The organism is Siphonobacter sp. (genome assembly GCF_048595215.1).
In the GTDB taxonomy this organism is placed as follows: Bacteria; Bacteroidota; Bacteroidia; order Cytophagales; family Spirosomataceae; genus Siphonobacter.
In genome coordinates, this window is the sequence record NZ_JBMDWJ010000267.1 from 13870 (window position 1) to 30820 (window position 16951).

Genomic DNA, 16951 nt, shown 5'->3' on the forward strand with positions numbered 1-16951 from the left:
TTATTTTCGAATAGTTAGTCCCAAATCCCGGATGTTCCGATGTCCCATCATCTTAGCTACCGATTCCATCGACATCTTCCACTCGTTTAGAGCAGTCATAGCGAAGGTTTTTCGGGCGGTGTGCATGGTAAGAGGTTTTTCGATATTACAAGCTAGTGCAATAGCCATTAGGCATAGATTCATTTTTTGATTAGAGGAAACCGGTAATCCTTGAGGATATTTAGCAAGCAAGGCCTCCGCTTGTGGAATGATTGGGATAAACGCCTCCATTTCAGTTTTTTGCCTCCGCATGCGAAATACCTTCATTCCTTCAAAGTGTTCAAGGAGCGTAGGTTTGAAGTTTACTAGGTCTGGATAGGCCAGTCCTGTATAGCAACTAAAAAGATAACAATCCCGAGATTGCTCCAATGATTTAGTGGATAACTTCACTATCTCCACCTGCCTTAATTCTTCAAGAGTGAGATAAATAGCCTGTCTTTTATAAGAATTCTCGTAAGTGTAGCTCTTCTTTTTAGAAATAGTTAAGGGTATTGCATCAATAAATCCTTGACGTAAAGCATATCTAAGTATCTGGCATATTGCCTTTACCACTTGCATCTGGCGGATTTCTCCACACATCTCGTTTAAATAGGATTTCAACCTTTGAAGCATCTGGCTATCAAACTCTTCACAAGGAAGGTCAAGCCTCTTTTCTTGCTTTAGAAAACCTTCAATCGTGTTATACTTAGACTTTAAAGACCTTTGAGTAGATGGAGCATTTTTGATACAATCGGTGCTAATCAGATATGACCGAAATACTTCCAAAAATGTATTAGCGGCAAAAGGTCTTAAAATGATTTGTTCAATAGCAGCAGAAGAAACTTGCCGCCGCCGCTTGATGCATCCTTCATGATACATTTTGAGCTTCTTCCGAATAGCCTTGATTAACCTGTTGCATTCGGTAAAATATTTTGAATCCCCCTTCGCTAGTTGTGCCTCTTCATCCCACTCAAAAGCGGTCAGTTGATAATCAATTGATTTAATCAGAAACTTATCGTGCGGCAACCTTACTTTTACCTTCACGCATACTGGGCGATTTGGATTACTTGTCTCATCTCGGTAGAACCGAGGGTTTATACTATATCTCATGTTCATAAGTGTTTATTGTTCAGACAATAGAGTTCTGCCAATCAGATATTTGTCTGACCGCGTAAATGATACTCAATTGTAATTTTTGGAAAGATTAACTAGCTAACCATGAAGCCCTGTGTTTAGAAGAGAAGGCACAAAAAAACAGCGGTGTTCCCCTTGCCGCTGTCTAAGTCCAATAACGGGCTTGCATCAACCATAATAGGAGATGCACGGCAGGTAGAACACCGCTGTGTATAGACACAGAAATGACTATCAGGCACAAATGTAAGCCCTACAACTATATGTTGGGCATCGCTGCCCGTTATTGAAACTTAGACACTGCTAAAGTACAAGAGAAGAACAAAATGTCAATAGAAAAGGGCAAATATTTTTTAGTTAATTATCTAAATGTCAAATAGTTATGTTCGCAATTGCTAACTTTATCCAGGCTTTCAAAATACTGTTAATTGAAAAGTCTATTCGGCTTCACGAGGAGAGTAGGCTTTCTTTGCTTAATTGGCTCTTCATAACCTCACCGCTATGAAACGATTCTTATTTCTTGCCTGCCTTGTGTCTGCCTGTACTTCTGGACCTAAAGAAAACACGCACCAGCCTGCTTTTGATACACTGGATTTCTCATACGCTTATGCGTGGTCTCCACGAAAGAGCTATTCAATCAAGATAGCAAAGAACAGAGAAGCTTGGCTCGCGACTAGATTGAGAGGTAAGTGGGAATATTTTCATGGCGTAATTAGTCCAGAGCATCTCGGAAGTCTGCAAAATAATATCCAGCGACTAATTGCTCAATCACCGCAAAACACTTACCAGACCCATCTTACTGACCAAAATAGTTTTCAACTAATTCTCAATAGCCCCACTGATACAAGGAAATCCATTAAGGTTTACGGGACGTCTATCCCAACCTTAGACTCCCTTTCATTTTCAATCGACAACATTCGAGCCCTCACTGCATTTTATCCCCTAAAACATCCTGTCAATTTTGATAGCCAGAAAGGAGTTGTTTTACCCTTACTATTTTTGAAAGCCGAGGATTATTTGCCACCCTATTAGCATGCACTCTCCGGCTCCGCTGCCGTATGTGGAGGAATAAAAGACTTCAAGTTCTGCAATGGCCACCGTGGCGTTATCTACATTTCTAAAAAACCGCTACCCTGACCTGGATAGCAGTCAATGAAGAAGCCTACCCGTGACAGCGAGTAGGCTTTCTTGTAATTTGGTTATCACAGTGGACTATATAGCTAAGTTGTTTTTGCTCACCTTATGGGCTGATTTGCCTCCTGAAAGGCTCTTTTTACACCCAATTCTGCCCTTGAAAAGCCTTCCAACTATCCGACTTAGCTATCTACTATATATTGGGCCTCCGCAAAGAGGGTTTGAGCGAGAAGGTGGAGAAATGCGGGGTTTTCGGGTAGGTGCCTCCGTGCGAGTGCAGACATTTCACCTGTGGCCGAGGTCGTTGGTAAACGATTCTAAACCAAAGAGCCTTCTGGACACAGCTCCGGAAGGCTCTTTGGCGAAGGCTATTTAGTACCGGGTTACTTTTGTGCGTTCGCCCTTGGCATTGCCCTTAACGGTTTTCTTCTCAACTAATTTGAGTTGTTTACCCACAAAACGGTAGGTTTTCCATTCATGCTCACAACAGCTAAAGCGAGCTGCCGCAGTGAGCAACTTTTTAGTTGAATCCACTGTAAGCTCATACCCTGCCAGGTCATTGGATAAAACAGGATTAAAGGTAAAAATCTTGCTTTGAGAATCATAGAGCCAGTACTGGTGCATGCTGTTCACATTGCCTCGATTACTGGTAATGACTAAATCTGCTTGCCCGTCAAAATTAATATCTTTCAAGATGATTTCACTGCTAGGCTGCTCGGCTGCGGGGCCCGTCAGAGGGATCCGCTGAAGAGTTTTGTTGCCCTTTTGAACCAAGAGCCAACGTTCGGATGAATTTTTCGTGTTTTGGTCAGTGCTGTATTGAAAGCGCTTATCAGACAGTTGGAGTGGCGTAGGTGTGGGGTTGGCCTGAATTGAAAAGCAAACGAAAGCAAGAGTGGCAAACATGTGAAGTAGAGGATTGTATTTGTTAAGATTGCTGAAATAGTAGCTAACCAACGAGACCTGATCGTTTATATTTTGAACGCACTGCCTAATTATTTATAGATTTAGCAGCACAAAGAAGAAGAACGCTTTCATAAGTTATGGTAGAATTACTGAGACGTAGATAATGCTTTATTAGCCCAATTGCAACCAGTAAAGACGTAAAGAGACCTTTCAGTCAGAAAAATAGTCTGCTCATCGAGCAAACCGTTCCATTTATTGAATATGTATTTATCTATTGCCAATAAATCGGTAACTTTACAGTACTGAATCGGTCAGAAGAGTGGCGGCTTTGATGACCGATGACGTCTACTAAGTCCTACCTGCGATGAGTAGATAGGTCTTAATGAAGCCCACTGCGATGAGTAGATGGGCTTTTTACTGTCAAATAATAGGCTTACCACTACCCACAATTAGAGAAGAAAGCAATGAGCGAGTCGATACCTCAAGTGGTAACACCGATGGCTGTTCGGGACTGCCTGGATGCCCTGATCACCGTTTATGTGGACGGATATATTTTAGAAGTTGAGCAGGCACCCTGTGATGCTGCCTACCAGTCACGTTTTGAGAACTTAGCCAGGCGAGCCGTGAAAGCTCATGAAGCAATCATAAAACATCCAGACCTTTTTCAGGAGATCTACGAGGACTTTAGACCCCAGTTCAAGCAGTATCGGCAAGAGATATTTGAAGTGATAGCTGATCGGTAGCACGTCCGGTCATGCCTGCAGAGGAAATCCAGGCACAAGTTTCCCTATTCTTAGCGAAGCAGCCTAAGCTCCTGAGTAGAGTGCCCACTCACGCGTAGTGACCCCAAAAAAGTCTTCATTGCCCTCTAAATATCTTTTTTGGAGACATTATAATACCGTCCTCACCGGTATTTAGCCGACTCCGTTTTGAGTTGACCTCCCAATTAATCCTTAATCACTTTTAAAGGGTGCCTGTCATCTTGCTCCCCATTCCGGGGAAGCGACTGATCCCGGTTGCATGAACGCCGAGCCATCAGATGACGCAAAATTGCGTTCTCCTCAGTCTAAGTTAACGGATAGTCCAAAATTGGGCTCTCTAAAGCTAAAAGGTAACTCAGGATTACCTTTAGCAAAAGGTGAGATAATCCCACGTTATAACCGTGAGAGGTTTTTCGTTAAGTTCGGAAAAACTACAGCGTCTCGTTTTTCAGAAGAGGACCAATTCGAAGCACCTATAACGAATCCTCTACCAATGAGCGAAGCGAATGACCAGTTAGCTATATAATTCCACTGTGGGGGCTCGTCATGATGAAGTACGTCAAAAGCTCGTTGTGAGGAAAAATCACAACGGTGATAATCAGGCGTTTCCGGTTTTCCGAATTGGGGTTAGCCATATAATACACTTAAGCGAATGCCGGGATTGATTAGCTTTACAGCTTTCCTTGAACTAATCTGACCCCTCATGAGTACGATTCGCTTCTACAAAGTCAACGATCCCTTCGGCTTCTTTTCCAATTTTGCCGCTTACCCCATTGTGATAGGCTCCCAAATCTGGAAGACGACCGAGCATTACTTCCAAGCCCAAAAATTCGAAGATCAAGAAGTTCAAAAGCGAATTCAAGCCATAGAGTCACCCATGAAAGCAGCACTAGAAGGCAGAAACCGTACTTATACTTTGGTGTCTAACTGGGAGATGATCAAAGAAGAAGTGATGCTTAAGGCACTACGGGCTAAATTCTTCCAGCATCCCGAATTGACGCGTGAGCTGCTTGAGACAGGAGATGCCTTGCTCATCGAGCACACGGTAAACGATCACTACTGGGGCAATGGAGGCGACGATAGCGGGAAGAATCGTTTAGGCCATTTGCTCATGGAAGTAAGAATTGAACTGAAGCAGCTATGCCCAGATCAGGATTGCGTACTTCCTCCTTGGATTGCTTTCCCTGACATCGATTCATCTGATCTGTTTTGGAAGATGGGCCGTGGCGAAGACTACCTGATGGATATGGTCAAATCATACCGAAAAGATCCTAAAACCTACGAGCTACGATTTCCTGCTCCTTCAAGCTGGAAAGAGTTCTACTAGTTTTGAAAACCCTCTATCCAACACCCCGGGGGGTGGGTCAGACGCCTTAAGCTACCGGGAGGGTTTGACAGGTACCCTTTCACGCTCGAACGCCTGCAGTGTGTTTTTTGTCCATTCACTCAAATGACTCCACACGAAGCATTACAACTCGACTATTCGCTTAAGGGCTTCTTTCGGTGGAAATACTAACCGAGTACTTGGTCCAATTAAACGAAAACAGTTAAAGGACACTACTTAGCGATCTACAACACCTCATCATTCAATCGAAACCCATGGAAGAGGACATTGAAGTGGCTGTTGCTAACAGCCGCCTAAAACGCACGTGCACGCCCTGTGTAGTACTTAAAACTTATGGAGTGAAGCTCGGTATCGTCCGAATCATTGAACTTCCCACAAGTGAACTATTGAAGGCCTATCTATTGATGCTACATCTATTCCAAGTCGCCTACTTGCGTCGCTATAAGCTAGAGGAGAATAACTTTGATAAATGGTGGTATTGGGATCTGTCGCAAAGTGTCAACCTGGAAAGGGCCAAGCACGTGTTAGGAATGGCTTAAGGGTGTTACAGGCAGGTCATTTCGAGCATTCAGGAATTATACTAAAATTCTAGTAAAAGGGTAAGGCTTCCCTAATGGCTCTGGATAGTAGAGTGTAAGATTTTTAACACCCTTGCAAATTAGCATTTTGCAATTTTTCTGGATTCTCGGAAAAATTCTTGAGTCATTGATAACCTTTCTCCTCCTCCGCTGATATGCTAGTAGATGAACATTCATAGCTCATCGTTTTAACTCACTACTAGCATAATTAGCCCATTATGAAGAAAGTTTGTACCTTACTCCTGTCCACGTTTCTGTTCTTCTTAAGCTGCAGTTCTCCTGATAGCGGATCCTCCACGCCTAGCTCTTCCTGTGGAACACATAACGGCAAATCACTTTATAAGGGGCCAAAAGGCGGCTGCTACTACATCAACTCGAAAGGCAATAAAGAATATGTGAGTCGGTCAGAATGTAATTGCTAAGAAGTAAGTATAGTGTAATGCTTAGCTTTCCCACTTATGGGCATAAATGAATTATGTACGGTTACTAGCCATTGTTAGGAATAGTAACCTCCCTTACGAACATTAAAAACTCAACTCCCAAATCAAGAAGCTTAACGGATGAAGACTGTGAGTCTGTGGCAAAGCCGTGAGTAGGCACAAAATCCCTGAAATCTTTATTAAGGCGTATTAAACCCTGGCCGTGAAGATCTAATACACATCTCCTGAAAAAGTATTGGTCTATTTCATTCCTGTTTTCAATATATATCTTTAGCAGGTCAGGATAGCCTTTTACATTCGCTATGATATATGCCTCGTTGTACTCGACAAAATTAAGGATCGATAAATGAGTAGTTGTTAACTCGTCAACTATTTGAAGAAAGGTATACTTCTTGTCAAACTGTACGGTTGGTTGAAAGAAGTAATTGGTGAATGAGTTTTGTAACATCAAAAGCTTCTCTTCTTGATGACATCTTACAGCTATTCTATTACATTCTAGGAAAAAAGATATAAACTCCTCTTGGTGCATCATTGACAAAAGAGCATCCTTACCTATTTGCGATTCAATCAATTCCATCCTTTCAGCTACTCTCTGCATCCATTGAGCTGTTCTTTTAGAAATTGGCGTAGCTACAATGATTGAGAAAAGTTCAGCAGCAAATCCACCTACTGGAATGGTACCGTTTATCGGTGGCAATGATCCTAATCCCGCTTTAACAAAAGAATGTAATCTATCTACCCAATTTTCCTTAGGTATTTCAGAAAGGCTCATGTTTTAGCTCTTTATTAGTCCATTTGTAAAAATATTGGAACTTTCGTTTCTTCGATTATTAACTCGCAAATTCCACCTTTAATATCTTTTACCTTATGGCATGGCGATTCCGCAAGAGCGTCAAGATTATCCCTAGCGTTCGTTTAAATTTCAGCTCTAAAGGGGTTAGTACCTCAATTGGTGTTCGTGGAGCTGGAATCAATTTCTCAAGTCGAGGGATTTACGGTTATGCTAGTATTCCGGGCACTGGCTTTTCTTATCGAGAGAGGCTTGATAATCCCAATGCGGTACCCTCTCCTTATCTACCAGAAGAATACGTACCGCCTGTTCCGGCCCCTTACACGTCTGATCTTCCGGATAACATCATCAGTGTGGATGTGCAGCAGATCACGAGTCAGGACATGCAGGGAATCAAAGACTTAATTTTGTCCACGCATGAGCAGAGGAATTCGATAGCTAAGAGTATTAGGGAAGTCCGGATGGCTTCACTTGGATCAAAGTTCAAGTTGGCTTGTAGCTATGCGTTCTTGATAGGCTTTTTCAACAAGAAGCTTCCCGGAGGCCTAAAAGTGGATATTGCCTCTCAGAAAGAGATTCTTGAAGCATTGAAGGAGCAGGAAAAGAACTCATTTGTGAAATTAGAAGTGGAATTCGATCCTGTAATTCAGGCTAAGTTCGACCGAATGCAAAATGCGTTTAAAGCCATGGCTGCCAGTCACAAAATCTGGGACATGACTGCTGCGTATCACAATGACCGTAAGGTGACACGTTCAGCTGCATCAACAACGGTCACCCGAAAGCGAACATATATAGGACTAAGAGCTATTCCAGATATAATGGCTGATCATGAGCCTTTCTTTTTCAAAAACATTAATGGAGCTGATCTTTTCTTCTATCCCAGCTTCATGATCGCTTATAGCAGCAGGGAAAAGCTTGCCGTAGTTGGATATGATGAATTGCAATTCCTATTCTCGCCTACGCGGTTTGTTGAAACAGAATCAGTGCCGGGTGATAGCAAAATCATAGAATATACATGGGCTAAGGTCAATAAAAACGGTAGTCGCGATAAACGATTTAAAGGCAATTATCAAATACCGATCGTCCGTTATGGCAATATTGAGTTAAGAAGTGACACAGGACTAAATGAGCAATATGAGTTTAGCAACTATGAAGCCACTCAAGAGTTTGCCTCAGCCTTTCAAGACTACCAGAAGACTATTATCAGCCTTAAGGCACTAAAAACCGCATGAAAGAGGCCGGAACACATCCGGCCTCTCTTGTTTAGTTAAAACCCTGTTTTACGGTTCATATATTCGGTAAGCTGACCCTTTCGTTTCTCATACGCTCGAGCACCTTTCTCATCATAAATCATGCCTTTTTCGGGGCGAGCGTCTAAAGCTCTACCAAATGCCCGTTCAATTGCCAACTCGGTAAGTGCGGACTGTTTGAAAGCAGCAGCCATCATTTTGATTTCATTATCCCGCCGATTGGCTTCAATGTTCAAAGCTTCGCGTTGCATGGCACCCGGGCGAATTAAGTTAATCATTTCGGCATCTTCCATGGTCTTGAGCATCTGACGCGTCTCGAATGCCGTTTTTACCTTCGACCCCTTCTCTAAGTTGACAATCGAAGGCTTTTCAATCAACCGCGTGTCGCCTTTTGGTCCCTGAATAAGCTCGGGGCCGTATTCTGCTACCATGGCCGGGCCTTCTGGGGAGTAGCTGGTTCCTTTGAAGAACTGAGGTAGAGGCCTCGCTAAGACGGTTGCCGCTTGAATGGCTCCAGAAGCAATAATGAAGGGTACCATCCAAGCCGTAACGGTTTTTGCCAAAGCTGAGGAAACGCCAATAGCCGTATTGATTGCTATTTGAAATAGTGCATCAGCTTTATCGGCTTTAGCTTGTTTCGTTCTTATCTCAGCCTCTTTTCTAGCATACTCTTTCTCGATCTTTGCCTGAGCGGACTTATTATCACCTACTAGTTCCAGCTCATGGGCTTTGGATTTTTCCAGGCTCTCAAGCTCCTTTTGCCGATAGGCTGACATGACCTCAAAGATTGCTGAGCCGACTTGTCCAGCGATTTGGATGGACTGCTCCATCTTTTGCTGTCTTATCTCTGCCTCGTCTATAATCTGCTTCTTTCTTCTCTCATGAGCTTCTTTCTCAAGTAAGGCAAGTTTATGCTGTCCTGATGATTCGAAGCCATACACGGCAGCTAAATGCTTTTGCAACTCATCGCGTTCTGACTGCTTGATGAACACGTAGTTATTTAATTCGGCGTCTAAGAAGTCAGATTCCTGCTGATACTTTTGATAAGTGTTGTATTGATCTCCTGCCTTATCTGAAACCCTCGCCGCCATTCCGCCACCTGGCTGAAGGGTAGCTCTGGCCCGCTCTTCAAACTTGGCAGAATCCCCTAGCATCTCTTTTTGAAGCTTTTGAAGAGCCGCTATAAAGCCATTACTTTCAATGAACTTGCGAAACTTCTCACCATCTTTCAGGGCTTGACCAAATATGGTGTCCGTGTCATATTCAAGCGGCTTCAACCACTTCATCTTATTGCGAAACGTATCCTCAACTTTGCTTAATAACGTCTTAGCCTTTTGGTTGCCTTTATTGATCTCCCCTTCCAGCTTAGGTAAACTGTCTTTGAGCTTGAGCCTTAATGCTTCCAGTAGATCGTTGTTATCAGCCCCTAAGATGTTTTTTTGCAGTTCTTCCTGAGCATCCTTGATGTAGCCCTCAATAAGCTTGAACTGATCTCGAATTTCCTTTTGTCGTGCTGTCGCAGCTTTCTTGGCTGAATTGTCTTTCTTCTCTCCGTATAGAAGGTCATTTAGCTCTCGTTTAAGACTGTCAAGATTTAGCTTGGCTACGTCTCCCTTAGATAGCGTGCTATATAAAGCTAGCACCTCTTCTCTAAGCCCTTTTAGTGCCTTAGATTGCTCTTTTGTAAGTTCTGCTTTCCCATTGGATCCAATTAGAGCATTGGGGATACTATCAATTTGAGAGCGAACCGAAGCCACAGTCTTTTTTGGCGAACTTTTATCGGTTGGTACGCCCAAGCCAACTGTCTGGACCTTACGCTGAGCATTCTCAAAATACTGTAATCCCCTGAGAATAGCATTTTCTTTGGCTTTGGCTTCTTTGGTGAGGCGATCCCATTTGGCTATCTCGGCTTTATGGTAATAGGCCGTAGGATCCGCCTTGAACATTTCCTGCTGCTTCTTTAGCTCAACTTCGTAGCCTTTGCGGATAGCCACTTGTTCGTCAAGTGCTTTCTTTTGCCCTGCGATCTGTTTTTGCTGAGCACCCGAAGACCACGTAGGGAAGGTGTTAAACACGTTAGCCTGTTGCTCGGCGGGCTTTAGGTTGGCGGCTGCTTGTTGCCCGGTCTGATTAATCGTGGCAATAGCTCCCGCCCAAGTAGACATCGAAAGAGGGTTAGCCAGTGCATTCTTGAATAGCTGACCGTAGGCCCGGTCTTTGACGATGTTTCGGATATTGGTTAAAATACTGCCCAGCCCCGTATTGAACCTTGAAAAGAAGCCTGAGATAACGCCATCGTTATTCATGGCCTCGATCAGTAGCTTCACGTTCGTAGTTACCTGTTCCCAGCTCCCTGAAATCGTCTGTAGGTTCTTTTGAGCATTGGTACCCGTAGTCTTCTCAAGCTGAGCGGCCACTTTCGGCAAGATGTCTTCGGCTAGGATTTCGCCGTTTTGCATCATTTTCAAAAGCTCGCGTTGAGATACCCCGGCGGCTTCGGCAAAAATGCGAACCGCTCCAGGCAGAGCGTCCCCGAGCTGGCCCTTCAATTCTTCTGCCGACACCGTACCTTTGGACATCATGTCCGAAAGAGCCTTGGTCGCCCGGGTGAACTCGTCAGCACTGGCACCGTTGGCCGTGAAGGTATTCGAGAAGGCTTCAAAAATCCGTCGGGCCTTATCTCCCTCAATTGAGGTACCTCGGGTAGCTCCCGTGAACTTACGCAGAGCATCAACCGTGTCGTCAAGCGGGGCTCCTGTTAACAGAGCAATCTTGCGGGTTAGTTGAAGGTTTTTATTGAACTCGGCCGTCGAAGATGAAGCATTCCGAAGGGCGAAGTTTTGCCGCTCCATCGTTGCGATCACCTTCACAGAAGATTGAAGAGCTTCAAAAGCTGAACTAACTCCTATAATTCCAGAAGATAAAGCAGTAAGTGAACCTAGTACTGGGGATAGAGAGCTTTTTGCCTTTCCTAGACTACCAGCAAACCCATCAAAGCCTGCTCTACTTGTGGCGGTTTGAGTATTGAGTCCTTTAAGGGCTTGGGTGTTGCGAAGGATTTGCTCCTGCATAGCCGAAGCCACCTTCGTACTTTTACTTAGTGAACTTGAGACTGAGCCTGTAGCACCGCTTAGACTGTTGAGATCGCTTTTTAAATCCTTAGTTTGTTTGCTAAGATGCGAATAAGCTCCACGCGTATCGTCAATGGATTTCTTTGCGGCCCGCTGAGCCGTTTCCACCGTCTTAATAGCTGTCTGATACTGGCGAAGCTCGTTATTGAGTTTGTTGATCGTTTTACGCTCATCCTCGCCTGATTCATTGAGCTGCCTAATTTCGTTGTGAAGACGGGTGACAGCTTCCCTAGCTCCTTCTACGAAATCTGAGTTAGTACGGTAAGCGTCATTGAGCTCCTTAATTTTGGCTCTGGACTTTTCAAGTTGCCTGCCATTCTTTTCAATTTCCTCGTTAAGCCCTGTGAGCTGTTTAACCGCTCCCGGTCCTAGCTTGACATTGCTGACTAAATTGGCTAGCCCTTGAATTTCCTTTCGGAGAGAAACGTACTCCTTGGCTGTTTGACGAACCTCGGCTATGATAGCCTTCGATAATCCTGCGTGAGAAGCTTGCAGGTTTTTTAGGGATTGTTGGAATTCGGACTCATTGTATAAGTCCTCGGGTCTTATAATTGCCGACATGCTAAACAGGGTTAGCTATCGGAGTTTGTCGCGTCGTCGTTACTAAATTAATGAAAGCGTCACTAGTTGTAAAGTCTACCAGGGCCTTATAGGGACGTTAGCCGAGGCAGGCTTTTCTGTAGCTTATATAATCCCTTCTGAAGGGACGGCAGCTTGAACCATCAATGAGAAAATGTTAACCATTTCTTTATGCAGTTTAGGTCGTGACGGCGGGTTGATGTAGTTAAGGAAAACCTTAGAAATACTTTCTTCAAGGTTCTTTACATCCCGATCGCTAGCGTAGTTTACCACGATGCGACTCATCTGTTCATTCATTTCTTCCTCGGATAGCATATGGGTTTATGTTTTAAAGTGTTGATAAGTTCTCAAAATCACTGTGAGCATACTACTCGAAGTTATTAAATCGGCATCGCTCAATGCTTACGCCTGGATACTTGGCCGTCCAGTCATCAAACGTATAGTTAGCAAAGTCTGCACAAGCTTGCTCCAAGTCAAAACCTAAAACTTCAAATCTGCGGAGAAGCTTAAAGTTGGCTTTGCCATTTGTTGGGTCGAACTCAATTTCGTACGGCCAGCCCGTAACCACCTTACCCTGATTGTTCTTTACACTAATATAGCCATAATTAGAACCCTCATCCAGCCCTCTTAAGGCATTGAATAACCTTCTGACCTGCTGCACCTTCATATCACACGTGAACGTGATCCATTCGGGTACGAAAAGGGGGTCGCCTAACCGAATTAACTCCAGATCAGCACCTTCTTCTACCTCGAGCTTGTCTACATCCCCGCGTTCACAAAGCCATTCTTCTTTGAGCACTGTCCGAAGCGTGTTGTTATAACGAACCCTTGTGGCTTTAAATGGCCGGTCACTGGGTTTATAAGCTCCCATACCAGCCAGCCAGCTTGAATTCGCCAGCATCATGCGTTTGGGCGTTAGAAGTAAGTTGTACGTAGAGGAGGAATCAACCGTACCGTAAACCGACTTGAAGGGCTCGTCTCGCAAGGCTTGCAGGGTTGTGCCCGGTAGATAGAATTCACCTATGCCGTCGTAGTGCTCTAGGTAGCGATCCAGCGTAAGTAAATAACCATACTGACCGTCTTGGTTGCTGATGGAACCTACTTCGACAAGCGTGTAGATGCCCGCATTAGCCCCGACGCCGCTAAATACGACGGTTTGCCCTTTTGTAAACCCGAATACCATCGAATCCACCTGAACAATGCGGGAAGTATCTACTAGATCAAACGTGCCGGGAATAAATATCTCCGGAACGAAGATCATGTGAGCCGAATACGCTGACGCTCCTGTCACGTCGATGATAAATGGTTCATCATCGTAAGTGGAGGAGTCTGTGCTATCTTCCTTCCATTGGGCACGCCGAGTAAGTTCAATTAAGATACCCGACGCGATAAGCTTTGAACGAAGCTCCAGATCAAGCTTGTTCGTTCGGATAGGTGTAGCGTATTCATGCTCCCCGTTTATCTCATCTAACTGGGTCTCTTTCTCATCCTGATATTTCGTATAACCGACCGTGAGCTTGTTAGGTAAGTATTCTTTGGCTACTTCAAGTTTGTACTCGCCTACTCCATCCAAGGCAAGTAGCTCCTTATTTTGGTAGAAGTACTCCCTGGGTTCAATGCGAATCGTTTCGCCAAAGCCTTCTTCCTGCTCCCAGCCTACCCCTATACCATCAATAGCTACTAATGAGTCCAGTACCTCTTTCCAGGACGTGGGCATTTTAGCTTTTTCGATGGGCGTTTGCCGGATCAAGGCTCCTGAGGCAATGATTCGATTGGCCCCGCAGCCTGCTACAGCCTGCTCATCTCCAGAGAGCGAATAAAAATTGCTTCTGAGCAAACCCGACTTACCCGTCATTTTTTGAATGGCTCGTTCTAATACGTTGCCTACTAGGAAGCCTTGGCAAGTCGAGGAAGCCGATTCGGTTTTAGCTGTAATATCAATGCCGAAGTCAAAGACGGTTACATACCCTTCCGAGCTTCGCAGGTCGTTAGCATTATGCTCATAGCTCCACTTAACCAATACGTACAGCTCATCCCCATTGTTCACCTTTAAAGTAGTTCTGTAGCTATCAAGTGCATAGTTGGCTATGTATACCTCTTTGTTGTTAGGTGCTCCCGTCAGGGGCGTTCCAACACTAAACGTATTCACTTGCCCGGTTGTGAGTTTTTGTAGAATCTGAGCCTCCAGTCGATAGGACGTAATGTTCTTTGGATTGAAAATATTTCCTACACGTCGAGGCGTCATCTTGAATGTCCAGCTAAGCGAAAAGTGCAAGGAAATATCAATCAAACCGCCGGCTGCGAACTTGATTAGGCAGTTACCAGTCTCCAAGGGATTCAGCTCAGAAATACCAATAGGCTGGCCAAAAGACTCTTTGATCTGCGTTACGCTCGGTTCGTCAGTCGGGAACTGAATGTATAGCGTTCCATCCTTGGACTTGAACAGATCAGCTTCCTGAGGCTCTTTGATGGAGGCGGCAAACTTTTCGGTAATCGCCTGGGAATGCAAAAGAATTGTTTCCGGCACTAGTGGCGGGATTGAATTGCTGTCCAAATCTTTTGCTTCCAGAAAATCCAGTTGCGTGTCATTCCGATTATTTATGATTTCGGAAACCGATTTTCTTAGGGCAGTGCAGGTGATTTGATCATTCTCATTTTGGTAGAGGTTTAGATCAAGCTTTGACTCAAATTCAGGATGCTTCTCTCCCTGATAAATAACGCCCGTCCGGAAGATGATCTCTGCATCTGAGCCGTTAGCTTCATAGCGGTCATTGATAAACGAATAGCCCGCGGGGCAGTCAAAAGTCAATTCAATGTCAGAAGTCAGGTATTCGCTGGTGAAGCCGTGATACTCTTTACTCCGACGATGAATCAGTTTTACCTGGTCCCAGCCCACTGGTTCAGCTATGTCAATAAGGAGCGTTTGTCCAGCAACCTCCGCTTCGAGCTCAAAATAAGTCTGAAGTTCTTCATAGAGCTGACCTGTAAGTGTTGGTAACCCTGTAGGCGAATAGATAAGATCTGAGATAGCCATTGTGGTAGTTGAGCGTTTTGAGCGTTAGGAGTGCAGACTATTGTCCGTGAAAAGCAGAATCGAAGGATGCCCTTTCTTTTTAGCCCGGCTAAGCAGTGAATCGAATTCCGCTTTGGTTAGCTTGTCGTGGGCTTCTAGTTCTTTCCCAGAGGAATTGTTGCCAGCCGTGCGAACCGAAACTTTCAAGTAGTCCCCCTGCTGGGTTTCGTCGCCCTGCACAATCAGAGGGGGTTTGTTGGCTTCCATGATTTGGTTGACCCGGGAGTAATCCCCTGTTAAGAAGGCGACTAGGGCCTCTTCTTTTTGTTTGCGGTTCATGCGATAAAGGGACGTTGTGAAAACCAGTCAAACTCATTTTTATCTAGGTAAAGCAGGATCGGGATGAAGTGGACGTCTGGCACAATTCCCTCTCCTAACACAGGACGGCTATTCGAAAGGTTGAAGCGTTTAAGGTCTGCTATGGTACCTGTAGTATACCTTTCTTCATGATCAGTACCTGTTATTCCGATATAATCAAGTGCTATATGATCAAGAGCGTTGGTTGAGGACTGTATAAGCATGCTTCCTCTAGGCAACGGTCCCCGCAATTCTTCGGAGCTTAGACTTCGGAAATAGTCAAGGTAATGTTGGAGCGAGTAAAGAGTTTCGTTTCTCCGAGAAGGATGATTACTGAAATACACTTCGTGACCTAGCAATTCAACTGGGGCATCATAAAACGAGAGAATGCCCCAAACTGCTATGAAGGGCAAGGCTTCACGCCGCTTCTGTTCTTTTAATCGTTCTAGCCGGGACGTATTACCGGAAAGGGCTAGTTCAAGGGTTTGTAGTTTTTCGCTGCGGTTCATATATGTTTTGGGGTTATTGGTTTAGCTTTTAATCTTCGTCACCTAATTTGTCCATAGCCTTATTCAGGAGCTCGTCTATTTCTTCTTCTGACAAACTGGAGATGTCAATCTTCGTTTCCCGTTGTTTGGGTAGGATATACTCTAGTAGCTTGAGGTAAGCTCCAACCCGATCTTTAGGATCCATCATCTCAAGTGAGTCCGTGATGCTATCAAACTTCTCATCGATAAAGGCTTTAATTCGGGCTTTAATATCTGTGGTGGCTTTGTTCGGAGTGCCTGCTTGGCGTCCTCCGCGTTTTTCGTGTCCTTTTTGAAATTTCATGGTTGTGAATCCACTGTAGTAGTGGAATGATAGTGCTGAGGAATCGTTTTAAGGGGTGGTAGTGGGAAAGTCTGAGCTATCTTCTGAAGTATCCGGCTGAAGCCATGCCGGAAGGTTCTTGATTTTGACATTACTCTCGACATCTACCTTGTCTCGCCAGAGAGCCTTTTGCCGGTTCTTGAGCCAGAAAATAGCGGCTGTAGTGTCGGGCGGGTAATGTTTGGTAATCTCGGTCTTTACGATCCTCCCATCGATCACTTTGATGTCGAGGTCTGGGTGTGAATATCCTATTGCCCTCTCAAATAGTGATTCAGCTACACGGGCATCGGCAATCAACTTCCCCCTTTTTAGGGACTGAAAAAAACTTGGGTGTTCCGCTTTCCAGTTGTTTATGGTTCGTCCTGTCACTTCAAAGTAGCTAGCAAGCTGTTCGTCTGTAAAGCCAAGCAAACACAATCGATAGGCTTGGTCATCGTAGTCCGGTTTGTATGCTGTAGGTCGTCCTTGACCCTCAGCATAATTGTTGTTGAGTGGAGCTGCCATTGTAAGGTTTTTCCGTTTTAAGTGGTAGGTTTTAAAATAATTTAGTGGCTTGTGTGGTCCCAGAAGAGTGGGTAGCCGTCGGGCTCGGTGAGTGCCCAATTCAATACTTCCCCGGTCTCAAGGGTTAGGGGTTGTCGGTAGGTA

At 44.6% G+C, this 16951-nt stretch carries 13 protein-coding genes and 1 pseudogene; 5 read left to right on the forward strand and 9 right to left on the reverse strand.

Annotation, left to right across the window (positions count from 1 at the left end; all coding sequences use genetic code 11):
• Positions 1 to 1062, reverse strand: a complete 1062-nt coding sequence (locus ACOJTG_RS16615; protein ID WP_420154856.1) for a phage integrase SAM-like domain-containing protein — start codon at positions 1060 to 1062, stop codon at positions 1 to 3.
• A 588-nt stretch (positions 1063 to 1650) separates the two neighbouring features.
• Between ACOJTG_RS16615 and ACOJTG_RS16620 the strand changes: the two genes are divergently transcribed.
• Positions 1651 to 2181, forward strand: a complete 531-nt coding sequence (locus tag ACOJTG_RS16620) for a hypothetical protein (RefSeq protein ID WP_420154857.1) — start codon at positions 1651 to 1653, stop codon at positions 2179 to 2181.
• A gap of 474 nt (positions 2182 to 2655) precedes the next feature.
• On the opposite strand, the gene ACOJTG_RS16625 is transcribed toward ACOJTG_RS16620, so the two are convergent.
• A complete protein-coding gene (locus ACOJTG_RS16625) occupies positions 2656 to 3189 on the reverse strand; it encodes an XAC2610-related protein (RefSeq protein ID WP_420154858.1) in 534 nt (177 codons plus the stop codon).
• A gap of 464 nt (positions 3190 to 3653) precedes the next feature.
• Here ACOJTG_RS16625 and ACOJTG_RS16630 point away from each other — a divergent pair, with 464 nt between their 5' ends.
• The 3 genes and pseudogenes from ACOJTG_RS16630 to ACOJTG_RS16640 all read left to right on the forward strand — a co-directional run.
• Positions 3654 to 3932 (forward strand): hypothetical protein, encoded by a 279-nt coding sequence (locus ACOJTG_RS16630; protein WP_420154859.1) that lies wholly within the window; start codon positions 3654 to 3656, stop codon positions 3930 to 3932.
• A gap of 721 nt (positions 3933 to 4653) precedes the next feature.
• Entirely contained in the window at positions 4654 to 5277 is a 624-nt protein-coding gene (locus ACOJTG_RS16635; RefSeq protein ID WP_420154860.1) for an NADAR family protein, read from the forward strand.
• Between the two features lie 236 nt (positions 5278 to 5513).
• A pseudogene (locus ACOJTG_RS16640) lies at positions 5514 to 5834 on the forward strand (DUF5958 family protein); the annotation flags it as partial.
• A gap of 525 nt (positions 5835 to 6359) precedes the next feature.
• Here ACOJTG_RS16640 and ACOJTG_RS16645 read toward each other — a convergent pair.
• Positions 6360 to 7085, reverse strand: coding sequence for a hypothetical protein (locus ACOJTG_RS16645; protein WP_420154861.1), 726 nt, complete (start codon positions 7083 to 7085; stop codon positions 6360 to 6362).
• A gap of 95 nt (positions 7086 to 7180) precedes the next feature.
• On the opposite strand from ACOJTG_RS16645, the gene ACOJTG_RS16650 reads away from it, so the two are divergent.
• The gene (locus ACOJTG_RS16650; RefSeq protein ID WP_420154862.1) at positions 7181 to 8335 is read left to right on the forward strand and encodes a DUF4236 domain-containing protein; all 1155 of its coding nucleotides are present in this window, start codon (positions 7181 to 7183) and stop codon (positions 8333 to 8335) included.
• Positions 8336 to 8370: 35 nt separating this feature from the next.
• On the opposite strand, the gene ACOJTG_RS16655 is transcribed toward ACOJTG_RS16650, so the two are convergent.
• The 6 genes from ACOJTG_RS16655 to ACOJTG_RS16680 form a co-directional block, all read right to left on the reverse strand.
• A complete protein-coding gene (locus ACOJTG_RS16655; RefSeq protein ID WP_420154863.1) occupies positions 8371 to 12045 on the reverse strand; it encodes a tape measure protein in 3675 nt (1224 codons plus the stop codon).
• A 385-nt stretch (positions 12046 to 12430) separates the two neighbouring features.
• On the reverse strand, positions 12431 to 15097 hold the full coding sequence (locus tag ACOJTG_RS16660) for a hypothetical protein (protein WP_420154864.1): 2667 nt from the start codon (positions 15095 to 15097) through the stop codon (positions 12431 to 12433).
• A 24-nt stretch (positions 15098 to 15121) separates the two neighbouring features.
• Positions 15122 to 15415 (reverse strand): hypothetical protein, encoded by a 294-nt coding sequence (locus ACOJTG_RS16665; protein ID WP_420154865.1) that lies wholly within the window; start codon positions 15413 to 15415, stop codon positions 15122 to 15124.
• Positions 15412 to 15942: a hypothetical protein gene (locus ACOJTG_RS16670; protein ID WP_420154866.1), complete on the reverse strand. Its 531-nt coding sequence runs from the start codon at positions 15940 to 15942 to the stop codon at positions 15412 to 15414. The genes ACOJTG_RS16665 and ACOJTG_RS16670 overlap by 4 nt, the downstream gene beginning before the upstream one ends.
• Before the next feature lie 28 nt (positions 15943 to 15970).
• Positions 15971 to 16264: a hypothetical protein gene (locus ACOJTG_RS16675; RefSeq protein WP_420154867.1), complete on the reverse strand. Its 294-nt coding sequence runs from the start codon at positions 16262 to 16264 to the stop codon at positions 15971 to 15973.
• Between the two features lie 48 nt (positions 16265 to 16312).
• Entirely contained in the window at positions 16313 to 16807 is a 495-nt protein-coding gene (locus ACOJTG_RS16680) for a terminase (RefSeq protein ID WP_420154868.1), read from the reverse strand.
• Positions 16808 to 16951: the final 144 nt, after the last annotated feature.